Origin of the sequence: Lentzea guizhouensis (genome assembly GCF_001701025.1) — a bacterium.
Taxonomy (GTDB): domain Bacteria; phylum Actinomycetota; class Actinomycetes; order Mycobacteriales; family Pseudonocardiaceae; genus Lentzea; species Lentzea guizhouensis.
Genome location: NZ_CP016793.1, coordinates 8,184,963 through 8,211,712 on the forward strand (window position 1 = coordinate 8,184,963; position 26,750 = coordinate 8,211,712).

26 protein-coding genes and 2 pseudogenes are annotated in these 26,750 nt (G+C 71.2%); 18 read left to right on the plus strand and 10 right to left on the minus strand.

The window, feature by feature from the left end; translation table 11 throughout:
* The 6 genes from BBK82_RS39215 to BBK82_RS39240 all read left to right on the plus strand — a co-directional run bounded on the left by BBK82_RS39215 (position 1) and on the right by BBK82_RS39240 (position 5,861).
* On the plus strand, positions 1 to 1,281 hold the full coding sequence (locus BBK82_RS39215) for an ABC transporter substrate-binding protein (protein ID WP_065919460.1): 1,281 nt from the start codon (positions 1 to 3) through the stop codon (positions 1,279 to 1,281).
* A complete protein-coding gene (locus tag BBK82_RS39220; protein WP_065919461.1) occupies positions 1,281 to 2,240 on the plus strand; it encodes a carbohydrate ABC transporter permease in 960 nt (319 codons plus the stop codon). The genes BBK82_RS39215 and BBK82_RS39220 overlap by 1 nt, the downstream gene beginning before the upstream one ends.
* Positions 2,237 to 3,052, plus strand: coding sequence for a carbohydrate ABC transporter permease (locus tag BBK82_RS39225; RefSeq protein ID WP_065919462.1), 816 nt, complete (start codon positions 2,237 to 2,239; stop codon positions 3,050 to 3,052). The genes BBK82_RS39220 and BBK82_RS39225 overlap by 4 nt, the downstream gene beginning before the upstream one ends.
* A 2-nt stretch (positions 3,053 to 3,054) precedes the next feature.
* Entirely contained in the window at positions 3,055 to 4,434 is a 1,380-nt protein-coding gene (locus BBK82_RS39230) for a GH1 family beta-glucosidase (RefSeq protein ID WP_065919463.1), read from the plus strand.
* Positions 4,431 to 5,450 carry a LacI family DNA-binding transcriptional regulator gene (locus BBK82_RS39235; protein WP_065919464.1) on the plus strand — a complete coding sequence of 340 codons (1,020 nt, stop codon included), beginning with the start codon at positions 4,431 to 4,433 and terminating at the stop codon, positions 5,448 to 5,450. The genes BBK82_RS39230 and BBK82_RS39235 overlap by 4 nt, the downstream gene beginning before the upstream one ends.
* A 105-nt stretch (positions 5,451 to 5,555) precedes the next feature.
* A complete protein-coding gene (locus BBK82_RS39240; protein ID WP_065919465.1) occupies positions 5,556 to 5,861 on the plus strand; it encodes a hypothetical protein in 306 nt (101 codons plus the stop codon).
* A 47-nt stretch (positions 5,862 to 5,908) separates the two neighbouring features.
* Here BBK82_RS39240 and BBK82_RS39245 read toward each other — a convergent pair whose 3' ends face one another.
* Positions 5,909 to 6,454, minus strand: a complete 546-nt coding sequence (locus BBK82_RS39245; RefSeq protein ID WP_065919466.1) for an NADPH-dependent FMN reductase — start codon at positions 6,452 to 6,454, stop codon at positions 5,909 to 5,911.
* 83 nt (positions 6,455 to 6,537) lie between these two features.
* Between BBK82_RS39245 and BBK82_RS39250 the strand changes: the two genes are divergently transcribed.
* A complete protein-coding gene (locus BBK82_RS39250; protein WP_237047816.1) occupies positions 6,538 to 6,969 on the plus strand; it encodes a TetR/AcrR family transcriptional regulator in 432 nt (143 codons plus the stop codon).
* Positions 6,966 to 7,142 carry a hypothetical protein gene (locus tag BBK82_RS55140; RefSeq protein ID WP_237047817.1) on the plus strand — a complete coding sequence of 59 codons (177 nt, stop codon included), beginning with the start codon at positions 6,966 to 6,968 and terminating at the stop codon, positions 7,140 to 7,142. The genes BBK82_RS39250 and BBK82_RS55140 overlap by 4 nt, the downstream gene beginning before the upstream one ends.
* On the opposite strand, the gene BBK82_RS51075 is transcribed toward BBK82_RS55140, so the two are convergent.
* From BBK82_RS51075 to BBK82_RS39270, 6 genes and pseudogenes are all read right to left on the minus strand, one after another.
* On the minus strand, positions 7,129 to 7,284 hold the full coding sequence (locus tag BBK82_RS51075; protein WP_154697768.1) for a hypothetical protein: 156 nt from the start codon (positions 7,282 to 7,284) through the stop codon (positions 7,129 to 7,131). The two genes, BBK82_RS55140 and BBK82_RS51075, sit on opposite strands and share 14 nt — an antisense overlap.
* A gap of 229 nt (positions 7,285 to 7,513) precedes the next feature.
* Complete coding sequence (locus BBK82_RS39255; protein WP_418287543.1) at positions 7,514 to 8,371, minus strand: glycerate kinase; 858 nt, start codon at positions 8,369 to 8,371, stop codon at positions 7,514 to 7,516.
* Positions 8,260 to 8,628, minus strand: a pseudogene (locus BBK82_RS57020) (glycerate kinase); the annotation flags it as partial. The pseudogene BBK82_RS57020 and the gene BBK82_RS39255, both read right to left, overlap by 112 nt.
* Complete coding sequence (larA, locus tag BBK82_RS39260; RefSeq protein ID WP_065919467.1) at positions 8,625 to 9,908, minus strand: nickel-dependent lactate racemase; 1,284 nt, start codon at positions 9,906 to 9,908, stop codon at positions 8,625 to 8,627. The gene larA and the pseudogene BBK82_RS57020, both read right to left, overlap by 4 nt.
* Entirely contained in the window at positions 9,908 to 10,816 is a 909-nt protein-coding gene (locus BBK82_RS39265) for an amidohydrolase family protein (RefSeq protein WP_083268485.1), read from the minus strand. Before BBK82_RS39265 ends, larA begins: the two co-directional genes overlap by 1 nt.
* 88 nt (positions 10,817 to 10,904) lie before the next feature.
* On the minus strand, positions 10,905 to 11,684 hold the full coding sequence (locus BBK82_RS39270) for a FadR/GntR family transcriptional regulator (RefSeq protein WP_071812768.1): 780 nt from the start codon (positions 11,682 to 11,684) through the stop codon (positions 10,905 to 10,907).
* Positions 11,685 to 11,834: 150 nt separating this feature from the next.
* Between BBK82_RS39270 and BBK82_RS39275 the strand changes: the two genes are divergently transcribed.
* The 5 genes from BBK82_RS39275 to BBK82_RS39295 are packed head-to-tail and all read left to right on the plus strand — an operon-like array spanning position 11,835 to position 16,472.
* Entirely contained in the window at positions 11,835 to 13,100 is a 1,266-nt protein-coding gene (locus BBK82_RS39275) for an ABC transporter substrate-binding protein (RefSeq protein WP_065919468.1), read from the plus strand.
* Between the two features lie 4 nt (positions 13,101 to 13,104).
* Positions 13,105 to 14,055 carry a carbohydrate ABC transporter permease gene (locus tag BBK82_RS39280; protein WP_237047818.1) on the plus strand — a complete coding sequence of 317 codons (951 nt, stop codon included), beginning with the start codon at positions 13,105 to 13,107 and terminating at the stop codon, positions 14,053 to 14,055.
* Positions 14,055 to 14,882: a carbohydrate ABC transporter permease gene (locus tag BBK82_RS39285; RefSeq protein ID WP_065919470.1), complete on the plus strand. Its 828-nt coding sequence runs from the start codon at positions 14,055 to 14,057 to the stop codon at positions 14,880 to 14,882. Before BBK82_RS39280 ends, BBK82_RS39285 begins: the two co-directional genes overlap by 1 nt.
* Before the next feature lies 1 nt (position 14,883).
* Positions 14,884 to 16,065 carry a mandelate racemase/muconate lactonizing enzyme family protein gene (locus BBK82_RS39290; protein WP_065919471.1) on the plus strand — a complete coding sequence of 394 codons (1,182 nt, stop codon included), beginning with the start codon at positions 14,884 to 14,886 and terminating at the stop codon, positions 16,063 to 16,065.
* Positions 16,066 to 16,109: 44 nt separating this feature from the next.
* A complete protein-coding gene (locus BBK82_RS39295) occupies positions 16,110 to 16,472 on the plus strand; it encodes an L-rhamnose mutarotase (protein WP_065919472.1) in 363 nt (120 codons plus the stop codon).
* On the opposite strand, the gene BBK82_RS39300 is transcribed toward BBK82_RS39295, so the two are convergent.
* The gene (locus BBK82_RS39300) at positions 16,354 to 18,192 is read right to left on the minus strand and encodes a sugar phosphate isomerase/epimerase and 4-hydroxyphenylpyruvate domain-containing protein (protein ID WP_154697769.1); all 1,839 of its coding nucleotides are present in this window, start codon (positions 18,190 to 18,192) and stop codon (positions 16,354 to 16,356) included. The two genes, BBK82_RS39295 and BBK82_RS39300, sit on opposite strands and share 119 nt — an antisense overlap.
* Positions 18,185 to 19,032 (minus strand): annotated as a pseudogene (locus BBK82_RS39305) (shikimate dehydrogenase). The gene BBK82_RS39300 and the pseudogene BBK82_RS39305 overlap by 8 nt, the downstream one beginning before the upstream one ends.
* Before the next feature lie 286 nt (positions 19,033 to 19,318).
* Here BBK82_RS39305 and BBK82_RS39310 point away from each other — a divergent pair.
* The 4 genes from BBK82_RS39310 (at position 19,319) to BBK82_RS39325 (ending at position 22,887) form a co-directional block, all read left to right on the plus strand.
* Positions 19,319 to 19,963 (plus strand): TetR/AcrR family transcriptional regulator, encoded by a 645-nt coding sequence (locus BBK82_RS39310; protein ID WP_065919473.1) that lies wholly within the window; start codon positions 19,319 to 19,321, stop codon positions 19,961 to 19,963.
* Positions 19,964 to 20,096: 133 nt separating this feature from the next.
* Positions 20,097 to 21,389 (plus strand): MFS transporter, encoded by a 1,293-nt coding sequence (locus tag BBK82_RS39315; protein WP_083268486.1) that lies wholly within the window; start codon positions 20,097 to 20,099, stop codon positions 21,387 to 21,389.
* 72 nt (positions 21,390 to 21,461) lie between these two features.
* Complete coding sequence (locus BBK82_RS39320; protein ID WP_065919475.1) at positions 21,462 to 22,415, plus strand: hypothetical protein; 954 nt, start codon at positions 21,462 to 21,464, stop codon at positions 22,413 to 22,415.
* Positions 22,416 to 22,476: 61 nt separating this feature from the next.
* Positions 22,477 to 22,887, plus strand: coding sequence for a Calx-beta domain-containing protein (locus tag BBK82_RS39325; protein WP_065919476.1), 411 nt, complete (start codon positions 22,477 to 22,479; stop codon positions 22,885 to 22,887).
* On the opposite strand, the gene BBK82_RS39330 is transcribed toward BBK82_RS39325, so the two are convergent.
* A complete protein-coding gene (locus BBK82_RS39330) occupies positions 22,865 to 25,663 on the minus strand; it encodes an AfsR/SARP family transcriptional regulator (RefSeq protein ID WP_237047819.1) in 2,799 nt (932 codons plus the stop codon). The two genes, BBK82_RS39325 and BBK82_RS39330, sit on opposite strands and share 23 nt — an antisense overlap.
* Before the next feature lie 202 nt (positions 25,664 to 25,865).
* On the opposite strand from BBK82_RS39330, the gene BBK82_RS39335 reads away from it, so the two are divergent.
* Positions 25,866 to 26,627 carry a hypothetical protein gene (locus BBK82_RS39335; protein ID WP_065919477.1) on the plus strand — a complete coding sequence of 254 codons (762 nt, stop codon included), beginning with the start codon at positions 25,866 to 25,868 and terminating at the stop codon, positions 26,625 to 26,627.
* Positions 26,628 to 26,750: the final 123 nt, after the last annotated feature.

Sequence of the window (26,750 nt, forward strand, 5' to 3'; positions counted from 1 at the left end):
GTGCGACACCGTTGGGTCAGCGTGCTGATCTGTGCCGCCGTGTCCGCCACCGCCACGACCGCGTGCGGGTCGGGCGGGGCCGCTCAGACCGCAGACGGCAAGACCGAGCTGACCATCGCCACGTTCAACGAGTTCGGGTACGAGGAGCTGTTCAAGGAGTACGAGGCAGCCCACTCGGACATCAAGATCACGCAGCGCAAGACAGGTCAGGGGCAGCCGCACCACCAGAACCTGTTCACCAAGCTCGGCGCCGGGTCCGGCCTCGCCGACATCGAAGGTGTCGAAGAGGGCTACCTCAGCCAGGTGATGTCGAAGTCCGGGCAGTTCAACGACCTCAAGGAGATCGGCCCCAAGGTCGAGGACGGTCGCTGGCTGCAGTGGAAGACCGACGCGATCACCAGCAAGGACGGCAAGCTCATCGGCTACGGCACGGACATCGGTCCGCTGGCCATGTGCTACCGCAAGGACCTGTTCGCGCAGGCCGGGCTGCCGTCCGACCCCGAGGGCGTGAAGGCGCTCTTCGCCACGTGGGACAGCTACTTCGCCGCCGGTGACCAGTTCATCGCGAAGGTCCCCGGCGTCGCCTGGTTCGACAGCGCGGCGCAGGTCTACAACGCGATGCACAACCAGCTGGAGACCGGCTACTACGACAAGTCCGACAAGCTCGTCGTGGACACCAACGCCGACATCAAGAAGGACTGGAACACCGTGACCGCGGCTGTCGCGAAGGGACAGTCGGCGCGGCTCGCGGCGTTCAGCCCCGAGTGGAACACGGGCTTCAAGCTCGGCAAGTTCGCCACCAAGACCTGCCCGTCGTGGATGCTCGGCGTGGTCGAGACCCAGGCCGGTCCCGAGAACAAGGGCAAGTGGGCGGTCACCGACGCGTTCCCGAACGGTGGCGGCAACTGGGGCGGCTCGTACCTGACCGTGCCGAAGCAGAGCAAGAACGCGCAGAAGGCCGCCGAGCTCGCCGCGTGGCTGACCGCGCCGGAGCAGCAGATCAAGGCGTTCAAGGCCAAGGGCACCTTCCCCAGCCAGGTCAAGGCGCTCGACGCGCCGGAGCTGCTGGAGCAGACCAACGCCTACTTCGGTGACGTCAAGGCCGGCGCGCTGTTCGCCACGCAGGCCAAGAAGATCAAGGCCGCGCAGTACAAGGGCCCGGCCGATGGTCAGATCCAGGAGACCGTGTTCAGCCCGGCACTGCAGTCGGTCGAGCAGGGCAAGAACTCCGAAGAGGCGTGGAAGGCCGCTGTCGAGGGCGCTCAGAAGGCGGCCAAGTAGTGACCGCCACTCTCTCCAAGGTGGACCGCGGGCGAGCACAGGAGGCTCGCCCGCGGCCTCCGCGGCGGTACCGGATGTCCCACGTGGACGCCAAGGTCTCGCCGTACCTGTTCGTCGCACCGTTCTTCGTGCTCTTCGGTGCCATCGGGCTGTTCCCGTTGCTGTACACGGCCTACGTCTCCCTGTTCGACTGGGAGGTGGGCGCCGACGAGCCGCTGTTCATCGGCCTCGAGAACTACCGGACGTTGTTCGACGACGGCCAGTTCTGGAACGCGCTGTTCAACACGTTCAGCATCTTCCTGCTCTCGAGCGTCCCGCAGATCATCGTCGCGGTCGTGATCGCCGCGCTGCTGAACGCCAACCTGCGCGCCCGCACCGGGTGGCGGATGGGCGTGCTGCTGCCCTACGTCGCGAGCCTCGTGGCGTTGACGATCATCTTCGGCAACCTGTTCGGCCCGCAGTACGGTCTGGTGAACGACGTGCTCGGCCTGATCGGCATCAGCCCGATCGACTGGCAGGCCAGCACCTTCGGCAGCCACGTCGCGATCGCGTCCATGGTCAACTGGCGGTGGACCGGGTACAACGCGCTGATCATCCTCGCCGCGATGCAGGCGATCCCGCGCGACGTGTACGAGGCGGCGCTGGTGGACGGCGCGAGCGCGTTGCGGCGGTTCTTCAGCATCACGCTCCCGATGCTGAAGCCCACGCTGATCTTCGTGATCGTCACCTCGACGATCGGCGGCCTGCAGATCTTCACCGAGCCCAAGCTGTTCGAGCCGTCGGGCGGCAGCGGCGGTGGCTCGGAGCACCAGTACCAGACCGTCGTGCTCTACCTGTACCAGACGGCCTTCCAGGGGCTCGACCTCGGTTACGCCTCCGCGATCGCGTGGACGCTGTTCCTGGTCGTGATCGGTGTCGCGGTCCTCAACTTCTTCCTCACCAGGAGGGCCGTCAAATGACGAAGCGACCGTCCTTCGCGATCTACGGCATCCTCGCCGCGTTCGTGCTCGGCTCCGCTTTCCCGTTCTACTGGTCGTTCCTCGTCGCGAGCCGCGACAACTCGGTGCTGACCGGTGACTTCACGCTGGTCCCCGGCGGGAACTTCTGGTCGAACGCCGTGCGCGTGTTCGACACGGTCCCGTTCTGGAAGGCACTGGGCAACAGCTTCATCGTGTCCGGCACGGTGACGCTGTCGGTGGTGCTGCTCTCGACGCTGGCCGGGTTCGCGTTCGCCAAGCTGCGGTTCCGCGGCCGCGGCGTGCTGTTCCTGTTCGTCGTGGCGACGCTCGCGGTGCCGACCCAGCTCGGCATCATCCCGCTCTACATGGCGATGGCCGAGTTCGGCTGGGCCGGTGAGCTGGAAGCCGTGATCGTGCCGAACCTCGTCACCGCGTTCGGCGTGTTCTGGATGCGGCAGTACCTCCTCGACGCCATCCCCGACGAACTGGTCGAGGCGGCGCGGATGGACGGCTGCAGCCTGTGGCGCACGTTCTGGCACGTGGCGCTGCCCGCTGCCCGCCCGGCGGCCGCGATGCTGGGTGTGTTCACGTTCATGCAGTCCTGGAACGACTTCCTCTGGCCGCTCGTCGTGCTCAACGCCGACAACCCGACTCTCCAGGTCGCCCTGGAGAAGCTGCAGAGCGGCTACTACGTCGACTACTCGCTCGTGCTCGCCGGGACCACGCTCGCCACGGTTCCGGTTCTCATCGTGTTCCTCGTGCTCGGGCGGCAGATCGTCGCCGGTGTGATGCAGGGCGCCGTCAAGGGGTGAAAATGGAGAACATTGTTTTCCCGCAGGGTTTTCTGTGGGGAGCCGCGACCGCGGCGTTCCAGGTTGAAGGCGCGACCGGCATGGACGGCCGCACCGACTCCATCTGGGACGCGTTCTGCCGGGTGCCCGGCAAGGTCGTCGGCGGCGACTGCGGCGAACCCGCAGCCGACCACTACCGGCGGTTCGAGCAGGACGTCGCCATGATGGCCGACCTCGGCCTGAAGGCCTACCGGTTCTCGATCGCGTGGCCGCGGGTGCGCCCGGACGGCGGCGAGGTGAACCCCAAGGGCCTGGACTTCTACCAGCGGCTCGTGGACACGTTGCTGGCGCACGACATCGTGCCGTGGCCGACGCTGTACCACTGGGACCTGCCGCAGACGCTGGAGGAGCAGGGCGGCTGGACGTCACGCGAGACCGCGTACCGGTTCGCCGACTACGCGGCGGCGGCCGTCGAGGCGCTCGGTGACCGGGTCGGCACCTGGACGACGTTGAACGAGCCGTGGTGCTCGGCGTTCCTCGGGTACGCGGCCGGCGTGCACGCGCCCGGCCGGACCGACCCGAAGGCCGCCGTCGCCGCGGTGCACCACCTGCTGCTCGGCCACGGGCTCGCCGCGGACGCCATCCGCGCCGCCCAGCCGGAGTCCAAGGTGGGCATCACGCTCAACATGTACCCGATCATCCCGGTGGACGCCGGTGACCCGGCGGACCTCGACGTCGCGCGCCGGCTCGACGGGCTGCAGCAGCGGATCTTCCTGGACCCGTTGCTGCGCGGCGAGTACCCGGCCGACATCCTCGCGGACCTCGAACCGTACGGGATCCACGAGCACATCAAGGACGGCGACCTCGACATCATCTCAGCGCCGATGGACATGCTTGGCGTGAACTACTACTCCGAGCACTACGTCAGCGCGTCGCCGAACGGCAGTGACAGCGCGCCGTCGCCGTGGGTCGGCGTGCAGCACGCGTCGTTCCCCCGCCGTGACGCTCCCCGCACCGACATGGACTGGGAAGTCCACCCGGACGGCCTCACCGCCGTGCTGCTGCGGCTGCACCACGACTACCCGCGCCTTCCGCTCTACATCACCGAGAACGGTGCCGCGTTCCGCGACGACTTCTCGGTCAACGGCGCGATCGACGACGTCGACCGGACCGGGTTCATCGCCTCGCACCTGCGTGCGGCGCACACGGCCATCGAGGCGGGCGTCGACCTGCGCGGCTACTTCTGCTGGTCGCTGCTGGACAACTTCGAGTGGGCAGAGGGGTACGCGAAGCGGTTCGGCATCGTCCACGTCGACTACGCGACCCAGGCCCGCACGCCGAAGATGAGTGCGAGGTGGTTCAGCCGGGTGGCCCGCGACAACGCGTTGGTCGCCGTCTCATGACGGAAGGCAGGAGTCGCCGCCCCGGCCCGCGCATCGAGGAGGTAGCGCGCGTGGCCGGGGTGTCGAAGTCCACCGTCTCGCGGGTCATCAACGGCGAGAAGTACGTGAGCGACCGGTCGCGCCAGTCCGTGCACCGCGCGATCGCCCTGCTCGGGTACAGCCCCAACCACGCCGCGCGCACGCTGGCCGGTTCCAAGGCCAACGCGATCGCGCTGGTGATCTCCGAGCAGGGCAGCCGCGTGCTGGCCGACCCGTTCTTCGCCGGCGTGCTGCGCGGGGTGCACGCCGAGCTGGCCGGGCGGCACGTGCAGCTCCTGCTGATGATGAACCAGCCGATGGACGGCGAGGACCAGGTCGCCTACCTCACCGGCGGGCACGTGGACGGCGCGCTCGTCGTGAGCCTGCACGGCGAGGACCCGTTGCCGCGGACGTTGCACGAGGCGGGGCTGCCCATCGTGGTGGGCGGCCGCCCCCTCGTGGGCGGCACCGTCCCGTTCGTCGACTCGGACAACTTCAACGGCTCGCTCGAAGCCGTGCGCCTGCTCGTGTCGCTGGGCCGGGAGAAGATCGCCACCATCGCGGGCCCGCGCGACATGGCGGTGGGCATGGACCGGCTCAGCGGCTGGCGGTGCGGCCTCGCCGAGCACGGCCTGGGCGTGTCCCTGGTGGTGCACAGCGACTTCACCCCGGAAGCAGGCGCGCTGGCGATGGAGGAGCTGCTGCGGCGGGCACCCGACCTCGACGCGGTGTTCGTCGCGGCGGACATCATGGCGCTCGGTGCCCTGCGCGTGCTGCAGGCCCGCGGCTACCGCATCCCGGCCGACGTGGCGGTGGTCGGGTTCGACGACTCGGTGCTCGCCTCGAACGCCGTGCCGCCGCTGACCACCGTGCGGCAGGACCTGGAGCAGTTCGGCCGCACGATGACCTGGCGGCTGCTCGCGGAGCTGGCCGGCGAGGACAAGCTGCCGCTGTCGATGCTGCTGCCGACCTCGCTGGTGCGGCGGGCGAGCGCCTGATCGTTCGCCCGCCGTCGAACGCATTCGACGCCGAAGGAGTTGAACCGGCGTCAGGACCAGGCCGTACTACCTGGTGCGTGCGGAAGCGGAGAACGGGGGTCGCGAGTGCGGGCAGGCAGGTTCTCCGGGGACGACTCCCCGGAACTCTCCGAGACGGCGGTGCTGCGCGTGCTGTGGATGACCGCGCAGGGCATGGTGTGGCCGTGGCTGCTGCAGAGCATGTGCCGCAGGGACGCCATCGAACGCGCCGTGCGGACCGAGCTGATCTCACCGCCGGTCGGTGAGCACCTCGGCTACCACATCACGGACGCGGGACGGCGGCGGATCGTGGACTGGTACGAGGAGCACCGGCCCGGCGCCGACGTGGCGGCAGCCGATGCCGAGGAATGGCGCGCGGTCACGTTGCGCTGAGGTGCGGGCGCGGGCTCGACGCCCGCGCTCCACGTTCCACCAGCAGGTCAGACGCGTGCGGCCAGGCCCTCGATGACCACGCCCAGCTTCTCGGTCACCTCGGGGTCCTCCACCGGGTGCAGGTCGGCGAACCGGACCACCGAGCCCGGGATCGACAACGTCAGGTCCTCGGCGACGTCGGCGCCGGCGATGCGGACGGCCTTGCGGGCCTCGTCCTGCGCCCACACGCCGCCGTACTGGCCGAACGCGGTGCCGACGACGGCGACCGGCTTGCCGGACAGCGCACCGGCGCCGTAAGGGCGGGAGAGCCAGTCGATGGCGTTCTTCAGCACCGCGGGGATGGTGCCGTTGTACTCGGGCGAGACCAGCAGCAGCGCGTCGGCCTCCTTCGCGGCGTCGCGCAGCTTGGCGGCCTGTGCGGGCACGGTGCCCTCGGCGTCGATGTCCTCGTTGTAGAACGGCACGGCGTCCAGGCCTTCGAACAGGCCGACCTCGACGTGCTCCGGCGCGATCTGCACGGCGGCCTCGGCGAGCCTGCGGTTGTGCGATCCGGCGCGGAGGCTGCCGACGAGGGTGAGGATGCGGACGGCCATGGAGAACTCCTGAGGTGCGGGTCTGACAGGGTCACCCGATTAAACGGGACGCGGCCCGCTTGTCTTCCGGATAGGCTGCGGAGGTGATCGACAGCACATCCCTGCCCCTCGTCGGTGCGGGCAGACCCCTGCGCGCGGACGCGGTGCGCAACCAGGCCAGGCTGCTGGAGGCGGCGGCCCGGCTGGCGGCCGAACGCGGCGCGGCGGCCCTCACGATGGAGGCGGTCGCGGTAGCGGCCGGGGTCGGCAAGGGCACGGTGTCGCGGCGCTTCGGCGACCGCAACGGGCTGCTGCAGGCCCTGCTCGACCACGCGGAACGGCAGTTCCAGGAGGCGTTCCTGAGCGGCCCGCCCCGTTGGGCCCCCAACCCCGCGCTGCTGACCGGCTGCACGCGTTCGGACCGGCCCTGCTGCACCACGAGCGCGCCCACCTCGACCTCTACCTGGCCGCGGAACCCGGGCCCGGCCGGCGGTTCGCGGTCCCGGCCAAGCGGCTGCGGCACGCCCACGTCGTGACGCTGGTGCGCGCGCTGCTCCCGGACGCCGACGCCGAGCTGCTCGCCCACACGTTGCTCGCCTCGGTCGACCTGGTCCTGGCCGACCACCTGGTCCGCGTGCACGGCATGGCGGTGGACCGGGTGGAGGCGGGCTGGCACGACCTGGTCGACCGGCTGCTCACTCGAGGTTGAGCGCACCCGACCGGAACACGGCGAGCTCGGCCGCGTCGAACCCGGCGGCCTTCACCGCCTCGGCCACTCCTCTTCTGACCCGCGGCAGCTCGACCAGCTGCGGGTCGAGCTCGACCCGGCCGACGTCGCCGAGGTCGCGCACCCGCAGGTCCCGCGACGGCCGTCGTTGTGCCGCACCAGAGTGCGGACGATTGCCACGACCTGATCCGCGGTCTTGCCGGTGCCGTACACCACCTCCGGCAGCCCTTGGCGGGCCTCGCGGCCGACGTCGACCCTGGCAAAACCGAGGTCCACGGCCTCGCTGTCGGTAGTAGGAAAGTGCTCGTTGGTCTTGAGTTGGTGGTACTTGCAGACGCCATCAGCCGGACCGGTCACGCCGCCCCTCCCTTCGCGACTACGGACGGCAGCTCGCGGCCGACCTGCGCCAGCAGGGCGGGTGCCTGCTCCATCGCGGCCGCGAGGCTGCCCGTGCGGTTCAGCAACGACCACGCCGCGCTCACCCCCGCCGCACGCAACTGCTCCGCGGACAACCGGACGTCGCCGGCCACGACGACGACCGGGACGCCATGCCGTCCGGCCGCCTTCGCCACGCCGACAGGTGCCTTGCCGCGCAGGCTCTGCTCGTCGAACCGGCCCTCGCCGACCACCACGAGCGCCGCCGTGCGCAGCGCCTCCTCCAGGCCGATCTCGCCCAGCACGAAGTCCGCGCCGGACGAGCGCCGAGCACCGAGGGCGAAGAGGGCGGCGAACCCGGTGCCGCCGGCCGCACCCGCACCCGGCTCCCCGCTCAGGTCGTGGCCGACAGCTCGTTCCACGACCGACGCGAACTGCCGCAGCCCCCGTTCCAGCACCTCCACGTCCCGCGGTGAGGCACCCTTCTGCGGACCGAACACGGCCGCGGCGCCGGAGGGTCCGGTCAGCGGGTTGTCCACATCGGACGCCAGCGTCACCCGCGCCAGCCGCAGCCGGAAGTCGAGGCCTGCCAGGTCGACGTGCGCGACACCGGTCAGCGCGGCACCACCCGGCCCGACCGGCGCGCCGCGCGAGTCGGTGATCCGGCGCCGAGGGCGCAGCAGGCCGCTCCCCCGTCCGTGGTGGCGCTGCCGCCCACTGCAGCACGATGTCGAGGCACCCGTGGTCGAGCGGCGCGACCAGCCGGTGCCGTACGTGTCGGCCACCAGCGGCCGCCACGCCGTCCGGCAGACACCGAGCCCGCTCGCGAGCGCCAGCTCGACCACCGCACGGGTCCCGCGACCGCGAACGCCGCCCGCACCGGCCGTCCGGTCGGACCGGTGACGTCGACGTGCACCTCGCGGTACCCGGCCCGCGCCAGCGCGGCGAGCGTTCCCTCGCCGCCGTCCGCCACCGGCATCGCCACCGCCGCTCCACCCGCGGCGACGACGCCGGACACGACGGCCGCGCACGCCTGCTCCGCGGTCAGGCTGCCGCGGAACTTGTCCAGGCACACGAGCACCGTCCTGCTCATCGCACCGCCCCGGTGACGTACGGGATGGTCTGCGGTCCTTCAGGAAGCACGCACAGGCGGGCTCCGGGACCGGCGGCCGCGAGCGCCTCCGCCACCGTGCGCGAGATGTCCGCGGTCTGCTCCAGGTGTGCCGTGGCCAGCTCCGCGTCGGTCAGGTGCGAGGTGTGCACGACGACCCGGCAGTCGGCCTGGATGCGCGCCTGGATCTGCACCTGCCACTGGTCGGGCACGGTGACCCGGCGCGAGGAGATCTCCGCGGACAACGCCGCGGGCGAGCCGGCCGAGGCCAGCACCTCGCGGTACGAGCCGTGGCCGGGGAACCCGTCGCGGCACTCGGCGGCGCACACGATCGTGCCGCCCGGCCGCACCACCTGGTAGGCCGCGGACATGCCCTTCACCGACTGGTAGAGGTTCTGGTCGAGCGGGTAGCCGGAGTTCGTCGTCACCACCACGTCGAAGGGCTGCGGCACCGGCCGCATCGCGACCTCGCGGGCCGTGCGCACGGCCGCCGCGTGCATCTCCAGCAGGTCTCCGCCGAACGCGGCGACGACCTCCCTGTCCTGGTTCAGCACCACGTCGAACCCGAACGTCACACCGGTCGCGGCCGCGATGGCGCGCACGTCGTCGTGCACCGGGTTGCCCTCGACAACGCCCCAGGCCGCCCGCGGGTGGCCGATGCGGCGGGCGTCGTGCAGCACCAGCACCGTCTCCAGCGCGGCGAGACCGGGTGCGACGAGCTTCGGCCCGCCGGAGAACCCGGCGAAGAAGTGCGGCTCGACGAACCCCGTGGTGATCCGCACGTCCGCGGCCACCCACTCGCTGTTGAGCCACACCGGGACGTCCGCGCCGAGCTTCCCCAGCCACGTCAGGCTGTCCCGGTCGCGGGCGTCGTGGTTGACGACCCGCACCGAGTCGACCACCTCGTCGCCGAACATCGCCCGCAGCTCCGCGTCGGTGTTGCCGCGGTGGGTGCCGGTCGCGACCAGCACCACGACGTCGTCGAGGTCGACCAGCCCGTCGAGCTCCGCCAGCACCGCCGGGATCATCAGGTGGCGCGGCTGCGGCCGGGTGCCGTCACAGGCGGAGATCGCCACGGTCTGCCCGCGGCGCACCCGGTCGCGCAACGGCGGTCCCGCGACCGGGAACCGCAACGCCCGGCGCAGCACCTGTTCCGGCGGTTCCGGCACCGGGTGGTGCCGCGGTGTCACGACCGTGGTCACCGCCGGGTCGACGCGCAGGTCCAGTCCCGTCTCGCCGTAGGCCGGCCGCACGACGTCCATCACCGCCGCCCCAACCGGTAGACGCGGGCGGCCGTGCCGGCGAGCACCTCGGCGCGCTCGGCCGGGGACAGCCCGCACAGCAACGCTTCGGCCGCGCCCAGCACCTCCCCGTACTCGCCGGCGAGCAGGCACACCGGCCAGTCGGAGCCGACCATCAGCCGGTCCGGCCCGAACACCTCCAGCGCCAGGTCGACGCACGGCCGCAGGTCCTCCACCGTCCACTCCGGACCGGCCTCCGTCACGAGCCCGGACACCTTGGCGGTCACGTTCGGTTCGGCCGCCAGCGCCGACAGGTGCGTGGCCCACGGCTGGTACACCCGGTGGGCGATGCCCGGCTTGGACAGGTGGTCGACGACGAACACCAAGTCCGGCACCGATCTCACGGCCACCAGCGCGGCGGGCAGCTGGTGCGGACGGGTCAGCAGGTCGTAGGCCAGCCCGGCGTCGCGCACCGCCCGCAAGCCGGTCAGCACGGCAGGCAGCACCAGCCAGCCGGGGTCGGGTTCGGACTGCACCAGGTGCCGCACGCCCACCAACCGGTCGCCACCCGGTCCCGACCGCAGCCGGTCGAGCTGCTCGGCGACGTCGGGCGCGGTGAGATCCGCCCAGCCGACGACACCCGCGACGAGCTCGGACTCCCCTGCCAGAGCGAGGAAGTCGGCCGTCTCGTCGACGTCGTCGAGCACCTGGACCAGCACGGTGGCGTCCACTCCGGCCGGTCCGGTCACCTCCGCCAGGTCCGCGAGCCCGAAGTCGCGGCGGATCCGTGCGGCCTCCGGCGCGTCGAGCCAGTCCTGCGGGCGGGCGGAGAGGTCCCACAGGTGGTGGTGGGCGTCGATCCGGCGAGGCGGGGCCGTGCCCGCACCCGCGGCCGGCAGCTCCGCCGTGCTCCCGTCGATGTCACCCATGACCCAGTCGCTCCGTTCGTCGAATGCGTGCGGGAGGAGCGGCGCACCGCGGTGGCGGAACCGCGGTGCGCCGGCAGGTGCAACCAGCTCAGCGGTCCAGGCGGCCCGGCTCGCCCACGTCCGTGCGGCGCACGAGCCAGGCCTCGGTGATGTGGGTGGACATGGCCTCGGCGGCGCCTTCCGGGTCGTGCGCCGCGATGCGCTCGCAGATCCGCCGGTGCCCCCGGTTCGAGGCCGCGCACAGTTCGCTGTCGGTCCTGCCCGTGTACCGGGCGGTGTTGAAGACCTGGCTCTCCAGTGACCGCACCACTCCCCTGGCGATGCGGTTGCCGGACGCGCGCATGATCGTGTCGTGGAAGGCGTGGTCCTGTTCGCGGTAGGCGGTGGGATCGTCCACCAGCTGGTCCATCAGGTCCACGAGGTCGCGCAGCGCGACGACGGTGGCGTTGTCGGCGACCCGCGCGGCGACCAGGGCCATGTCGGACTCGAGCAACCGGCGGGTGACCACCAGGTCGTCCAGCACGCCCAGCGTCTCGTCCTCGGCGACCGCGGCGGCCAGCACGAGCTCGTCGAGCATGTTCCACGTCGACGGCGGTGTCACCAGCGTGCCGGCGCCTTGGCGCACTTGGACGAGGCCCTTCTCCTGCAACACCTTCACCGCCTCGCGGACCACCGTGCGGCTCACCGAGAACGTCTCGCACAGCACCGGCTCCGGTGGCAGCGACGTCCCCGGCGGGTGGTCTCCGCGCACGATCCGCTCCACGAGCTCGGTCGTGATCGCCCTGGCCAGGTTCGCCGGCCCGCGCACCCACCCCGGCGCGGGGTGCGCGCCCACGGCGGTGCCGGGGTGCTGACCTGATGCCGTCATCCGCCCCTCCGGTCGCGCCCAGCCGATGCGCTGGAACGCGCTGCGGAGCGTACCCCGAATGACCCGTTGACGTAATACGTCATACGAATTACGTTCAGCAGACCTCGTCGGGCCGGTCCCCCGGCCAACCGTCTCGGGAAGTGAGCAGCGATGAAGCAGCGCACACTGTGGTCGGCCGTCCTGGTGGCGGGACTCGCGTTCACAGCGGGTTGCGGGAGCGCGTCCGGTCCGGGTTCGTCGGCCGGCGGTACGAGCGACAAGCTCGTGGTGTGGGACTGGAAGTCCGGTGACGCGAAGGCCGCCGCCTACGTCGAGAAGGCCAAGGCGGACTTCGCGAAGAAGCACCCCGGCGTGCGGGTCGAGTTCGTGGCGCAGCCGTTCGACCAGTACTACACGCTGCTCGGCGCGGCCGTCCAAGCCGGCCAGGGCCCGGACGTGGTGCTTTTCAACGGCGGTGGCCAGATCCGCGACCGGTCCGACGCGCTCACCCCGCTCGACTCCTACGTGTCCGACGACCGGAAGCGGTTGGCGGGCTGGGACGCGTTCACCGAGGACGGCAAGGCCTACGCGGAACCGGTGACCCTGCAGGGCCACCCGATCTACTACAACAAGGACCTGTACCAGAAGGCCGGCCTCGACTCCCCAGCGAAGAACTGGGATGACTTCGTGCGCGACTGCGGTGTCGTAACGCAGAAGACCGGAGCCAAGTGCTTCGCGCTGGGCAACAAGGAGGGCATCGGGATCCAGTTCTTCCTGTCCGCCATGGGTTCCGCGGTGCTGACCCCGCAGGAGTACGACGACTGGATCGCCGGCAGGCGCAACTGGTCGTCACCGGACGTGAAGAAGATCTTCGAGCTGTGGAAGCAGACCGGCGACAGCGGCCTGAACACCGACGGCGCCAACTCCACCGCGATGTTCAACGACGCGTTCGCCGCGTTCAACTCGGGCAAGGCGGCCAACGTCATCGGCCTGATGTCCGACGTCGGGCACTGGAAGGACTTCGCCGAGTTCCTCACCCCGGAGAAGGTCGGCGTCATGCCGGCGCCCGTCGTGAACCCGGCCGCGAAGCCGAGCCTGGCCTACGACGGCGGAATCGGGTACGCCGTCACGAAGTGGACGAAGGACCAGAAGGTCGCCGCCGACCTGGTGCGGTCGCTGACCTCCACCGAGGCGCTCAAGGCGTTCTACCTCGACGGTGGCGCGATCGCGGCCGACACGACGATCGACACCTCCGCGGGCGGTCCGGCGGTCAAGACCATCGTCAGCGAGGTGAAGTCCGGCAAGCCCGCCCTGCACGTGGCGCTGTCGTCCAAGACGGTCGACCTCATGGGCCGGCTCTCGCAGCAGCTGCTCAGCGGTTCGACCACAGTGGACGACGTGCTGCAGCAGCTCGCCGCGTCCGACAAGACGGGCTGACGGCGTGACGGCGCCCTCCCTCTCCCCCGCGGGCCCGGCCACGACCGGGCCCGCCAGGCCGGTCCCCCGTCCCATGCGGCGGCGCCGCGGTGGCCTGCGGTCCGAACGGCTTGCTCCACTGGTGCTCCTGGCACCGGCCGTCCTCGTCATCGTCGGGCTGCGGCTGTGGCCGCTGGTGCTCGGGATCAACTTCTCGTTCACCGGCGACGGCGACCGCGACGGCCAGGCCGTCGGGTTCGACAACTACCTCACGCTGCTCGGCGACCCGCTGTTCCGCACCGCGCTGCGCAACGTCGGTCTGCTCGTGCTGCTGCTGCCGGTGGCGGTGGCGGTCCCCGGCCTGCTCGCGACGTTCATCTACCTCAAGGTGCCGGGACACCGCGTCCACCGCGGCGTGTACTTCTTCCCGGCCGTGCTCTCGCCGGTGATCGTCGGCGCGATCTTCACCCTGCTGCTGGCGTTCGACGGTCCGGTCAACGCCCTGCTCGGCCTCGCGGGTCTCGGGCCGGTCGACTGGCTCGGCGACCCCGACGTGGCGATCTTCGCGGTGGTCGGCGTGCACGTGTGGGCGACCTTCGGCATGGGGCTGGTCGTGTTCCTGGCCGGGTTCGCCACCCTCGACCGCTCGCTGCTCGACGCCGCGGAGGTGGACGGGGCGTCGCTGGCGCAGCGGATCCGGCACGTGGTCGTGCCGGGCCTGTCCCGCACGATCCAGTTCGTCTTCGTCACCACCATGATCGGGCTGCTGACGTCGATGTTCGGCCTGGTCTACGTGATGACCAGCGGCGGCCCGGAGGGGTCGACCTACCTGCCCGAGTACTACGTCTGGATCCAGCAGGGGCAGTTCGGCCAGCCGGCGCTCGCCTCCGCGGCTTCCACGGCGTTGTTCCTGATCATGCTCGTCGTCGGGCTGGCGCAGGTCGCCGTCCTGCGGCGGTCGGGCAGGGAGGACTGATGACCGGCACCCGGCTGACCCGGTGGGTGGTCGCGATCCCGATGGCCCTGCTCGCACTGGCCACGGTCTACCCGCTCGTGTTCACGGCCAACGTGGCGATGAAGACCCGCCGCGAGTACGTGCTCGACCGGTTCTCCCCGGCCGGCTCGTTGAGCTTCGACAACGTCGTCAGGGCGTGGACCAGCGTCGGGATGTCGCGCTACTTCCTCAACTCGGTGGTCGTGGTGACCTGTTCGGTGGCGCTGCTGCTCCTGCTCGGGTCGATGGCGGGTTTCGTGCTGGCACGACTGCGGTTCCGCGGCTCGTCGGTGCTCTTCCTGGGCGTGCTGGCGGCGTTGTTCATCCCGTTCCAGGTGATCATGGTGCCGCTGGCGCGGATCATGGCGGACACGGGGCTCCTCGACACCTACCCCGGGCTGGTGCTGGCCTACGTGGCGCAGTTCCTGCCGTTCACGATCTTCCTGCTCACCAGCTACTACTCGACCGTGCCCGCGGAGATCGTGGACGCCGCCCGCATCGACGGGAACTCCGTCTACGGGGTCTACTGGCGCATCATGCTTCCGATCGGCACGCCCGCGTTGCTGTCGGTCGGTGTGCTCAACGCGCTCTTCTGCTGGAACGACGTGCTCATCTCGTTGCTGGTGATGCCGTCGGCGGAGCACCGCACGCTCATGGTCGGCGTGACGTCGTTGCGCGGGCAGTACTCCGACGACATCCCCACCTTCGCCTCCGGCGTGCTCATCGCCGCGGTCCCCGTCCTGCTCGTCTACCTCTTCCTGCAACGACAGATCGCCGACGGGGTCACCGCCGGGTCGACGAAGGGCTGACATGCGCATCACTGGTCTGCGGACCCTCACCACGGTCCAGGACTGGGGCCGGCCGGTCGGTGACGCCAACGGCGTCTACGCCGACGGGCTGGTCCGGGTCCCCGTCGTCGTCGTGGAGACCGACACCGGCCTGACGGGGGTCGGTCTCGGGCCGCACGTGGAGGCCGACGCCGTCTTCGCCGCCATCGAGGGCGAGGACCCGCGGTCGGTCACCGCCCTCTACGACCGGATGCTGCGCCGGGTGTTCAAGGCGGGTCACTCCGGCGCGGTGTTCGGCACGATCGGCGCGGTCGACACCGCGTTGTGGGACATCAAGGCGCAGGCGGCGGGCGAACCGCTGTGGCGGCTGCTCGGCGGGCGCGACCGCCGCGTGCCCGCCTACGCCTCCGGGTTGTGCGTGGCGCTGACCGACGACGAGCTCGTCGCCGTGTACCGGGAGTACGCGGCACACGGCGTGCGCGCGGCGAAGCTCAAGGGCGGTCTCGACGTCGACCGCGACCGGCACCGCCTCACGCTGGTCCGCGACGTCCTCACCGAGGCGGGCCGCGGTGCCCGGCCCAGCCTGATGCTCGACGTCAACGAGACCTGGACGCGCAAGCAGGCGGTCCGCTACGTGAGCGAGCTGGAACGCAGCTTTGACCTGACCTGGGTCGAGGAACCGGTGCGGCGCTGGGACGTGGAGGGCCACGCGGCGGTGGGGCGCGGAATCCGCGCGTCGGTCGCCACCGGGGAGAACCTCACCGGGCTCGAACAGCACCGCCCGCTGATCGCCGCCGGTGCCGTCGACGTCGTGCAGACCGCCGCGGTCTGGGGCGTCACCCACTTCCTGCGGGTCGCCGCGCTCGCCCACGCGCACGACCTGCCCGTGAGCCCCATCGGCACCAGCCCGGTCGGCCTGCTGCACGCCGCCGCGTCCGTGCCCAACCACCTGGTGAGCGAACTGCAGGACCTCCGCCCGGCGGTGGGCGTGGAGATCGACCTGGCCGTGGCCGACGGGGCGTACGTCCTGGGCGAGGCCCCCGGCCTCGGGCTGCGGATCGACGAGGAGAAGATCGCCGCGGCCGGGCACCTGCTGCCCGGTGAGCTGTCCGGCGGCCCCCACATCCGGCCGGAACGCGCCGGGCACCGCCTGCACGCCGTGGAGTCCGGTCAGGACGTGGAAAGCCCCGTGCTCAACGCGTAGAACCGAATCCGCGACCCCACCGCCGTCGAAGGAGAACTCCCCGCATGGAACCACAGCGCTTCGGCATGCTGATCCGGCTCCGCCCGGAGAAGCGCGAGGAGTACCTGGAGCTGCACGCGGCGGTCTGGCCGGCCGTCGAGCAGACCATGCTCGACGCGAACATGCGCAACTTCACGATCTTCCTGCACGACGACCTGCTGTTCGGCTACTACGAGTACGTCGGCGAGGACCACGCCGCCGACCAGGCCCGCATCGCCGCCGATCCGGAGACGCGGCGCTGGTGGACGTTCACCGACCCGTGCCAGGAGTCGCTGGCGGAGCCGGGCTCCGGCCACTGGTGGGTGCCGATGCGGGAGGTGTGGCACCTCGCGGACCCTGCCGCACGTCGTGGTGGGCAGCCATCCTGACCGGTGCGTTGACCACGCCGAACCCGGCGTAGCCGCCGATGCGCTGCACCACCTCGAAGAACACCCGCGCGCCCATCAGCTCGGTGTAGAAGTGCAGGAGCTCGCCGTGCTCGTCGCGGTCGTGCAGCACGTGGTTGCGGCGCAGCTCGTCGATCCGCTCGGGTGGCATGCCGGTACGGGCCGCGAGGTCGTCGTAGTAGTTGGCGGGGATCTCCAGCAACCGGGCACCACGCTCGCGCAGGGCGGCGGCGCAGGCCACCGCGTCCGCCGCCGTGAAGGCGATGTGCTGCGGTTCCCGCACCGCCGGCGCCCACCCGCCGCGGCGGACCAGGGCGGAGTCCAGTGACAGCCGGACGCCACCGCTGACGCCCCGGCTGCGCACGATCCCGTACGGCGCGGCGAACTCCGTGACCGGGCCCGGCACGAGGCCGAGCACCGCGCGGTGGAAGAGCGTCGCCTCGTCGAAGTGGTCGAACGGCTGGGTCAGCGCGACGTGGTCGATGCCGGTGATGCCGGCGCCGGCCGGTTCCTCGCCGGTCGGGACGAAGTCGTCGACCCAGTCGTGGCCGCCGCACAGGAGGAGCTGCGTGCCGTCCGGTGCGGCGATGGCGGCCAGCGCGACCTCGTCCGGGCCCGTCGCGCGGGTCAGCGGCGGTGCCGACATGACCTCGGCCCGCCGTGCCGCCGCGGCGGGATCGGGCACGACTAAGCCGAGCGCACCGACCGTTCCCGGTTCGCCCACCGCGTTGACCAGCACCCGCGCTTCACCCTGCGTCCACAGCTCGACCGGCTTCGACCGGTGCACGCCGGTGCGCGTGAACCCCAGTGCCGCGAGGCCGGGTTCGCCGACGACCTCGGCGAACGCGTAGCCGGACGGCACCGGCGCGGGCGGAACGTCCAGCAGTCCCAGGGAGTCCTGAAGCGCCACCAGCGACCGCATCGCGTCGACCGCGGCGCGGTGCGGGTCGGCCTGCCGGAAGACGTCGTTGAACACTTCCAGCGACAACGGCCCGCGGTACCCGGCGGCGAGCACGTGCCCGGTGAAGGCGGTCAGGTCGAAGTCGCCCTGGCCGGGGAAGAGCCGGTGGTGGCGGCTCCACTGCAGGACGCCCATCGGCAACGTCGGCGCGTCCGCGAGCTGCAGGAAGAAGATCTTGTCGCCGGGGATCGCGCGGATCGGCCGCGGATCGTCCCCTTTGGACAGGATGTGGAAGCTGTCCAGGCACACGCCCAGCGCCGGGTGCGCGGCGCGGCGGACGATCCGCCACGCGTGCTCGTAGCCGTGGACGAACCTCCCCCACGCCAGCGCTTCGTACGCGACCCGCAGCCCGCGTTCGTCCGCTTTGGACGCCAGCAGGTGCAGCTGCTCGGCCGCGAGGTCGTCGTCGTCGATCGCGTCGGACGACACCGACGAGCAGACGAGCACGGTGTCCACGCCGAGCTCGGTCATGAGGTCGAGCTTGCGTTCCGCTCGGTGCAGGTTGGCGGCCAGCACGTCCGGCGGCACCGCCTCGAAGTCGCGGAACGGCTGGTAGAGGTCGATCGTCAACCCGAGGTCGGCGCAGCGCTCGCGGACCTCGGCCGGGCTCAGGCGGGACGCGAGCAGGTCGTTCTCGAACAGCTCGATGCCGGCGAACCCGGCCTCGGCGGCCGCGGCGAGCTTGTCCTCCAGCGTGCCGGACAGGCAGACGGTCGCGATGGCGGTGCGCGGCTCAGGCATGGGCGGGTTCTCCTTCGAGCTCCTCGAAGTGCGCGAGCATCCGGTCGGCGTCCGGCTCGACCCCGGTGAACAGCCGCATCGACTCGGCGGCCTGCAGCACGACCATGCCGCCGCCGTGCAGCACGCGGCAGCCGCGCGCCCGTGCCGCGGCGAGCAGCGCCGTCTCCAGCGGCCGGTAGACGATGTCGGCGACCCAGAGGTCCTCGCGCAACAGGGACTCGTCGATCGGCGAACCGGGGTGCGCGGCCATGCCGGTGGGTGTCGCGTGCACCAGCCCGTCCGCGGTTTTGATGTCGTCCGGGGTGCACACGACCGCGCGGTCAGGACCGAAACGGCGTTGCAGTGCCTTCACGAGCTGCGCGCTGCGAGCCTGGTCGAGGTCGTGCACGCCGAGCCGCGCGGTGTGCCGAGCGACAGCAACGCGTGCCCCACCGCGGCGCCCGCACCTCCCGCGCCGAGCAGGACGACGTTCTCCAGCGAGGCGTCCGGCAGGCCGCGGCTCAGGCTGCGGGCGAACCCGGTCGCGTCGGTGTTGTGCCCGATCGCGCGGCCGTCCTCGAAGCACACGGTGTTGACCGCACCGAGCGCGGCCGCACCGGGGTCGACCTCGTCGAGGTGCGGCAGGACGGCCTGCTTGGCGGGGTGCGTGACGTTGAGCCCGTTGAACCCGGCCGTGCGCGCCGCCGCCAGCACCTCGCCCACCGGCAGCCCGAGCACGTCGAGGTCGAGCAGCCGGTAGAGGTACCGCAGGCCCAGCCGGTCGGCCTCCCGCTCGTGCAGCGCCGGGCTGAGCGACGGACCGATGCCGGATCCGACGAGCCCGATCAGGTAGCTGGCCACTCGCGTCCTCCGCAATGTACGAACTAGTGAGTTCACGGTAGCGCACCTCCACCCCGCCCGAAAGCCCGCACGCGGGGTCCTCTCGTGCACTCAGAGCGCACGCGGGGAGCTTTCGTTCACCACGAACCACCCGCCGAGGCCCGCTCGCCGCACGCGAACTCTCCGGGGACTTGGAGTGCACGCGGGGAGCTTTCGTTCACCACGAGCGCACGAAAGGTCCCCGCGTGCGGTGAGCGGGGAGCGAATAGAGTTGGGCCGGTAGTCCGCTGATCAAAAGGGGAACCGCGTGGCCGCACCGTCGTCGTCAGAGGCCGAGCGCCAGCGGGACAAGGACCGCACCCGCGCCGACATCCTCGACGTGGCCACGAAGGAGTTCGCCGACAAGGGCTACACGGGTGCGCGCGTCGACGAGATCGCCGAACGCACCAGCACCACCAAGCGGATGATCTACTACTACTTCGGCGGCAAGGAACAGCTCTACATCGCCGTCCTGGAACGCGCCTACTCCGCGATCCGCGCCCTGGAGGCCGAGCTCGACGTCGAGCACCTCGAGCCGGAGGACGCCATCCGCAAGCTCGCCGAGCTGACCTTCGACCACCACGAGGCCAACCCCGACTTCATCCGCCTGGTCAGCATCGAGAACATCCACCGCGCCGAGCACATCGCGCGCTCCGAGATCCTGGCGGGCCTGGCGAACCCGGCGCTGGACGGGCTGAGCCGGGTGCTCGACCGCGGGCGTGAGGCCGGCCGGTTCCGCGCCGACGTGGACGCGCTCGACATCCACCAGGTGATCAGCTCGTTCTGCGTGTTCCGGCTGGCGAACAGGCACACGTTCGCCGCGATCTTCAAGCGGGACATGCTGGACCCGCACCGCCGCGAGCACCACCGGCGGATGCTCGGCGACCTGCTGATCAACTACCTGACCGCCTGAGTCAGCCGGTCGGCGGCACCTCAAGGCACCCCTGGGCACCGCCGCTCCCGACGCGTGGAACACGACTCTTGACACCCCGGGGTCACGTGCCCGACCGTTAATTAACTAACTGTTCCGTACAACGGAGTACGCCGTGACCACTTCGATGGCCCGCAAGACCGCGCTCGCAGCCTGGATCGGCAGCGCTCTCGAGTACTACGACTTCTTCATCTACGGCACCGCGGCCGCACTGGTGTTCAACAAGGTCTTCTTCCCCGCCTCCTCCCCCGCGACCGGCACGCTGCTCGCGCTCGCCACGTTCGGCGTCGGCTACCTGGCCAGGCCGGTCGGCGCGTTCGTGCTCGGGCACGTCGGGGACCGGTTCGGGCGCAAGAAGGTGCTGGTCTTCACCCTGTTGCTGATGGGGGTGGCGACGTTCGCCGTCGGCTGCCTGCCGACCTACGCGACCGCAGGTGTCCTCGCACCCGTCATGCTGGTGGTTCTCCGCCTCCTGCAGGGGCTTTCGGCGTCCGGTGAGCAGGCCGGGGCGAACGCCATGTCGCTCGAACACGCGCCGGAGGACCGCCGGGCGTACTTCACCAGCTTCACCCTCAGCGGCACGCAGGCCGGGCAGATCCTGGCCACCGCGATCTTCCTGCCGGTGGCCGCGCTGCCGCAGGAGGACCTGCTGTCGTGGGGCTGGCGGGTGCCGTTCTGGTGCAGCGCGGTCGTCGTGGTGGTGGGGCTCGTGATCCGCAGCAAGATCGACGAGACCGCCGTCTTCAAGCGCACCAAGGCCGCGAAGCTGCCGGTCGCCGTGCTGTTCCGGGACCACTGGGTGGACGTGCTGCGGGTCGTCGTCGCCGCCACGATCGCCTCGGTCAGCACGATCTTCACCGTCTACGCGTTGAGCTACGCGGTGAACACGGTCGGACTGGACCGCACGCCGATGTTGTGGGTGGGTGTGCTCGCCAACGTCGTCGCGCTCGCCGCGATCCCGCTGCTGGCCGGGCTGTCCGACCGGATCGGGCGCAAGCCGGTGTTCCTCGCCGGGTGTGCGGCGTGCGCGGTGCTGATCTTCCCCTACCTCTGGTCGATCTCGATCGGCTCGTACGCGCTGGTGTTCGCGCTCGGCATCCTGCTCTTCGGTGTCGCCTACTCGGGCATCAACGGGATCTGGCCGTCGTTGTACGGCGAGATGTTCAGCACCGAGGTCCGCTTGTCGGGCATGGCGATCGGCACGCAGATCGGGTTCGCCATCGCCGGGCTGGCGCCGACCGTCGTGGCGGCGATCGGGTCCGGCAAGGACGACTGGATCGGTGTCGCGATCTTCACGGCCGCGGTGTGCGCGGTGAGTGCGGCCGCGATCGCCACCGGGCGCGAGACCTTCCGGCGACCTACCGCGGAACTGGGGCGACCGGAGCTCACCGGCGTCCGGGTGAGCTGACAACAGCACGACAACCGCCGTACAACAGCACGCCGGTACTCCTTCGGTCAGCAGACCTCAACCGAGGAGGACATGGTGAGAACCAAGCTGGCGGCGGTACTGGTCGCGGTGCTCTCGGTCGTGGGACTCGTCGTCACACCGGCGGCGAGTGCCACACCGAGCTACCGCGACGTCTACGTCCGCGACAACCTGGCGGACGTCGGCAACGAGCCCAGCACCGGCAGCATCTACCACAGCCCGGACATCCGGGTGTGCCACACGCCGGTGCCCTGCGCGGTGTCGCAGCAACCGATCGTCGGCGCCACCAACTACGTGTTCGTCAACCTGCGCCGCAAGCCGGCCGCGCAGGGCAACGTGAGCGGCACCCTGCACCTGTACCGCAGCAACCTCGGTGGCGGCACGGCGTGGCCGGGCGGCTGGACCTACATCGGCGGGGCGGGGTCGAGCGTGCCGATCGGCGGCTCGACCGTGATGATCACCTGGCCCGGCTGGAACGTGCCGGGGCCCGCGCACTTCTGCCTGCTCGCCAGGTGGGTCTCGACCGCGGACCCGATGACGTTCGCCGAGGTCGCCAACACGCAGCAGAACGCCCAGCGCAACAACAACATCGCGTGGCGCAACGTCGACTCGATCCGGGTGTTCCCCTTCCGGCCCATCACCGTGCCGTACACGATCGGCAACCCGGATCCCTTCGACAACCGGCAGAACCTCATCTTCGAGCAGCCGGAGCGGCACTTCGCGGGCACCGTGACGGTCGACCTCGGGCGTGAGCTCGCGGCGCGGTGGAGGGAAGCCGGCCAGCGCGGTACCGGCGTGAAGCAGGTCGGCGAGACGCAGTTCCAGATCGTCGACCCGAAGCTCGCCCGCTTCGACGGACTGACGCTCAAGGCCGAGGAACGCGTGCAGATCGCGCTGACCTTCGCGACCGACGTGGAGGCCGGCCCGGCGGCGCTGGAGGTGCGCCAGGTCGACGTGCAGGGCGTGGACCTCGGTGGTGCGCAGTACCGGATCAACGACAAGGAGTGAGTATCAGCCCCGGCGGGTCCGACTCCGTTGTACGGAGCCGGACCCGCCGAAGGGGTGGTCAATGAAGACGATCATGGTGTTGTTGCTGCTGTTGCTGGGAATCGTGCCCGCACATGGCGCACCGGACTGCAACCCGCCCGACTGCCCGGTGGTGGTGGACGCGCAGGACGGCCCGGTGCACGAGAAGACCGGACCGCACGCGGCGGTGCTGAAAATGCGCAACGGCGCGTCATGGCAGGACGTCCAGGTGTCCTACCGGTTCGTCGACGGCACCGCGAAGCAGGGTGAGGACTACCGCTCCGCGCAGAGCGGCACGGTCACGATCAAGGCGGGCGCCCTGTCCGCCGAGGTGCCCTACACCGTGCTGCGGGTGACCGACCAGCAGAGGCAGTTCTCCCTGCAGATCACCGCGGTGAAGCCGGGCGAGGCCGGCAAGGCCGTCGCCGTGCTCACGATCGGCGGCAGGAGGTGAACAGGCGCAGGGCCTGAGCCCAGTGCCGAGCGGCCTCGGTCCACCGCCCGCAGCGACCCTCCAGGTCGGCGAACGTGCGGTGGGCCGAGGCCTCCTCGAACCCGTCCGGTGCCTGCGCCCGCACCGCCAGCGCGGCCACCAGGTGGTCACGGGCGGCGGCCAGGTCGTCCAGCGCCAGCTCGGTCTCGGCGAGGTGGTGCAGCGCCGAGGCCTCCCGGTGCCGGTCCCCCAGCGCACGGCACACGGCGAGCGCGTCGGTCAGGTGTTCCCGCGCCACCACGGGATCGCCGAGCGCGAGCTGCGTGACGCCGAGGTGGGCCAGCGCGTCGGCCTCGAACCGGTGGTCGGTCACCTCGCGGCTGATCCGCAGCGCGTCCCCGAAGTAGCGCAACGCCGGCGCCCGGTCGGCGAGCTGGTGGAAGGCGTTGCCCAGCGACATCAGCGTCGCCGCCTCCAACCGGGGGTTCGCCTTGGCGCGGAACGTCTCCAGCGCCGCGAACAACGGCTCGACCGCCTCCCGCGGCCGTCCCATCCGCACGCAGGTGTAGCCGAGGTTGCGCCGGGCCAGTGCCACGCCCACCTCGTCGCCCGCGGCCCGGTGCACCCGCATCGCCGCCTGGTAGGACTCCAGCGCCAGGTCGAACTCGCGCAGCTCGGAGTGCGCGTTGCCGATGTTGTTGTGCAGCCGCGCTTCGCCGCGCAGGTCGCCGGCCTCGCGCACGAGGGCGAGCGCCTGTCGTTGCACCACCATGGCTTCGGCGATGCGCGAGGTCATCTGCAGCGCGATCCCGAGGCCGCGCAACATCTCCGCCTCCGCGCGCCGGTCGCCGAGCGCGCGGGCGGCCTCGACGGCGTGCTCGCACTGCTCGACCCGGTCCGCCCAGTTGCCGCGCGCCTCGAAGTAGCTCGTCAGCAGGTACGCCAGCTGCCAGGTCTGCTCCCGCAGCCCCGACTTCGCCGCCAGCCGGATCACGTGCAGCAGGGTGTCTCGTTCTGCGTCGAGGTGGGCGAGCACCTCGACGCGGTCCGCCGTGAACGGCAGGTCGTCGCACCGCGGCCGGGTCACCAGGTCGTGACGCGGGTTCAGCACGTCGTTGGCCGCGTGCACGACGGTGAGGTACCGGTCGAGCAGACGCTGCACGCCGTCCCCCAGGTCACCGCTCTGCCTGGCGAACAGCCGGATCAGGTCGTGCAGCGCGTACCGGCCGTTGCCGACCTCGCTGACGAGGTGTGACGCGACGAGCTCGTCGAGGCCGGGCCCGAGCGCGTCGGCGAGGTCGGCCGGGAAGCTCGCGCCGGGGTGTTCGCCCAGCACGCGGAACAGCCACGCCGCCTGCGGGCTCAACGTGCGGTGCGCGCTGGCGAAGACCGTGCGGACCGTGCGGTCGTCCCCGTCGACCGCGAGCACGTCCAGCGGGTCGTTGCGGGTCAGCTCCCGCACCAGGTCCGCGATCCGCCCAGGCCGCACCGCGAGCCGCGCAGCCGCGATCCGCAGCGCGAGCGGCAGCAGTCCGCAGTGGACGGCCAGGGCCGCGGTCGCGCCGGACTCCGCGTGCACCCTCGGCGCGCCGAGGATGCCGGCGAGCAGGTCGTGCGCCTCGGGTTCGGTCAGCAGGCCGAGGCGCACGGTGTGCACGGCGTGGTGCGTGCCGAGCGCGGAGAGGGTGTCGCGGCTGGTGACCAGCAGCAGGTTGCCCTGGTCGCCGGGCACGAGCGGCAGCACGTCCCGCGCGCGGCGGACGTCGTCGAGGACGATCAGCAGTCGTTTGCCGTGTGTCAGGGTCCGGTACAACGCGGCCGGATCGGCGGGCGTCCGGTCCGCCGGGACGCCGAGGGCGTGCAGCACCTCGGTCAGCGCCTGGGCGGGCGTGAGCCGTTGCAGGTCCAGGAACACCTGCCCGTCGGGGAAGCGGTCGGCCACGCGGTGGGCCCACTCGACCGCGAACGTGGTCTTGCCGACGCCGGCGACACCGGAGACCACGACGATCGGCGGCAGTCCGGCGAGTGCGGCGAGCTCGGTGGCACGGCCGGTGAAGTGCCCGGCACGGGCGGGCAGCTGAGCGGGCCTGGTGGTGTGCGACCTGGGCGTCGTGCTCTGCAGGGCGGGATCGCGGCGCAGCACGGCGGTGTGCAGGGCGCTCAGCTCGGGGCCGGGATCGGCTCCGAGCTCGTCGGCGAGCCGGGATCTGAGGCGCTGGAACGCTTCGAGCGCGTCCGCGTGCCTCCCGTCGAGGTGCAGCGCCCGCATCAGCAGACCGGTGAGCCGTTCCCTGGTCGGGTGGCTCACCACCAGCCGCTCCAGCTCACCGATGGCGTCCTGCCGGTCGAGCCGCTGCGCCCAGTACGCCTCCAGCGCGACGATCCGCTGTTCGCGCAACCGGCCGATCTCCGCGCGGCCCCACCCGAACAGCTCGGTGCCGCCCAGCGGTTCTCCCCGCCACAGCGTGAGGTCCCTGGTCCGTTCGAACCGCTCGGCGTCCACGGAGGCGTCCAGCTGGTAGCCGCCGGGCTTGGTCACGAGCGCGCCGGGCATCCCGCAGTCCGCCAACGCCTGCCGCACCCGTGCGACGTAGCTGTGCAACGACCGCACGGCCGTGCGCGGCGGGTCGTCACCCCACAGCACGTCCACCAGGCGGTCGACGGGAACCGGTGTGCCGGCCCGCAGGGCGAGCACCGCCACGACACTGCGCTGGCGGACACCGGTCAGCCCGGCCCTGCCGAGCGGGCCGCACACCTCCACGGGCCCGAGGATCCGGACCTCGCCACGTTCCCCCACCTGCGCACGGTAGCTGTCGGAACACCCCTCGCGGCAGCGCTGAACCGGGCACACCGCCCGCGCCCGCGAAACTGCCGGTTGCGTTTCCCAATGGGTCCGCGGCACCGCCACCGCGGCGGCGTCCGTCGAATTCGACTCGAAGATCGCACACCGGAAACCCCGTGCTGGCAACGTTTGCCGATGACCTCCTAGATTGCCGGGCATGCGTCTGCGGAAAGCGGTGTCCGTGCTCGTGACCCTTCCCCTCCTGCTCGCGGGCTTGCCGTCCGCCACCGCGCACACCCGCTCGTGCGCGCGGCCGGACCTGTTGTTCTGCGAGGACTTCCAGTCCGTCCCGCTGGGTGGCGCGACCAGCCTGCGGTGGGGCGTCGACACCCGGCACGGCACGCTCACCGTGGAGAAGGCGGCCCGCGGCCAGCGGGTGCTGCACGTGCACACCGAGGCCAACGGCCGCGCGTTCCTGCGCGTCGACGACTTCTCCGCGCCGGGCAACAGCTTCTACGGGCGGATCCGGCTGAAGGTGGACACCTTCCCGAAGAAGCCGGACTGGGCGCACTACACCCTCGTCGAGGCCACCGGTCAGGGCAGCGCGGAGATCGTGCGACCGCTCGGCGGCCAGTACGTGCCCACCACCGGCCGTGCGCTGTGGGGCGTCGGCGCCGACGGCGGACCGACCGGCGACTGGACGAACTGGCGGGAGTCCGCTCCCTCGCGCGAGGACGTGTGGCAGTGCGTCGAGTGGCGGATGGACGCCTCCGACAACCGCGTGGAGCTGTGGTTCGACGGCGTGCCGCAACCCGATCTGACCGTCTCGACCCGCTCGCACGGCGGCAACCCGGTGGACTTCGTGTTCCCGGCCTTCGACACGGTGAAGATCGGGTGGCAGCTCTACCAGCCCAACGACGGCGCCTACGACCTGTGGGTCGACGACATCGCACTCGGGACGCGCCGGGTGGGCTGCTGACGCAGCGCCTGCTACGGCACACGGAGCAGGGGCGGCCGACCGGGTGACGCCCGCGGGTCAGGGCTGAACGGGGCTTGCCGATGACGACAGAACCACCCTACGGTCACCTGGGAGCGCTCCCAG

Coding starts and splice junctions, on each gene's coding strand:
- BBK82_RS39225 (WP_065919462.1), top strand. CDS start 2,237: ATGACGAAGCGACCGTCCTTCGCGATCTACGGCATCCTCGCCGCGTTC.
- BBK82_RS39230 (WP_065919463.1), top strand. CDS start 3,055: ATGGAGAACATTGTTTTCCCGCAGGGTTTTCTGTGGGGAGCCGCGACC.
- BBK82_RS39235 (WP_065919464.1), top strand. CDS start 4,431: ATGACGGAAGGCAGGAGTCGCCGCCCCGGCCCGCGCATCGAGGAGGTA.
- BBK82_RS39245 (WP_065919466.1), bottom strand. CDS start 6,454: ATGGCCGTCCGCATCCTCACCCTCGTCGGCAGCCTCCGCGCCGGATCG.
- larA (WP_065919467.1), bottom strand. CDS start 9,908: ATGGACGTCGTGCGGCCGGCCTACGGCGAGACGGGACTGGACCTGCGC.
- BBK82_RS39265 (WP_083268485.1), bottom strand. CDS start 10,816: ATGGGTGACATCGACGGGAGCACGGCGGAGCTGCCGGCCGCGGGTGCG.
- BBK82_RS39270 (WP_071812768.1), bottom strand. CDS start 11,684: ATGACGGCATCAGGTCAGCACCCCGGCACCGCCGTGGGCGCGCACCCC.
- BBK82_RS39275 (WP_065919468.1), top strand. CDS start 11,835: ATGAAGCAGCGCACACTGTGGTCGGCCGTCCTGGTGGCGGGACTCGCG.
- BBK82_RS39285 (WP_065919470.1), top strand. CDS start 14,055: ATGACCGGCACCCGGCTGACCCGGTGGGTGGTCGCGATCCCGATGGCC.
- BBK82_RS39290 (WP_065919471.1), top strand. CDS start 14,884: ATGCGCATCACTGGTCTGCGGACCCTCACCACGGTCCAGGACTGGGGC.
- BBK82_RS39295 (WP_065919472.1), top strand. CDS start 16,110: ATGGAACCACAGCGCTTCGGCATGCTGATCCGGCTCCGCCCGGAGAAG.
- BBK82_RS39300 (WP_154697769.1), bottom strand. CDS start 18,192: ATGCCTGAGCCGCGCACCGCCATCGCGACCGTCTGCCTGTCCGGCACG.
- BBK82_RS39320 (WP_065919475.1), top strand. CDS start 21,462: ATGGTGAGAACCAAGCTGGCGGCGGTACTGGTCGCGGTGCTCTCGGTC.
- BBK82_RS39325 (WP_065919476.1), top strand. CDS start 22,477: ATGAAGACGATCATGGTGTTGTTGCTGCTGTTGCTGGGAATCGTGCCC.
- BBK82_RS39335 (WP_065919477.1), top strand. CDS start 25,866: ATGCGTCTGCGGAAAGCGGTGTCCGTGCTCGTGACCCTTCCCCTCCTG.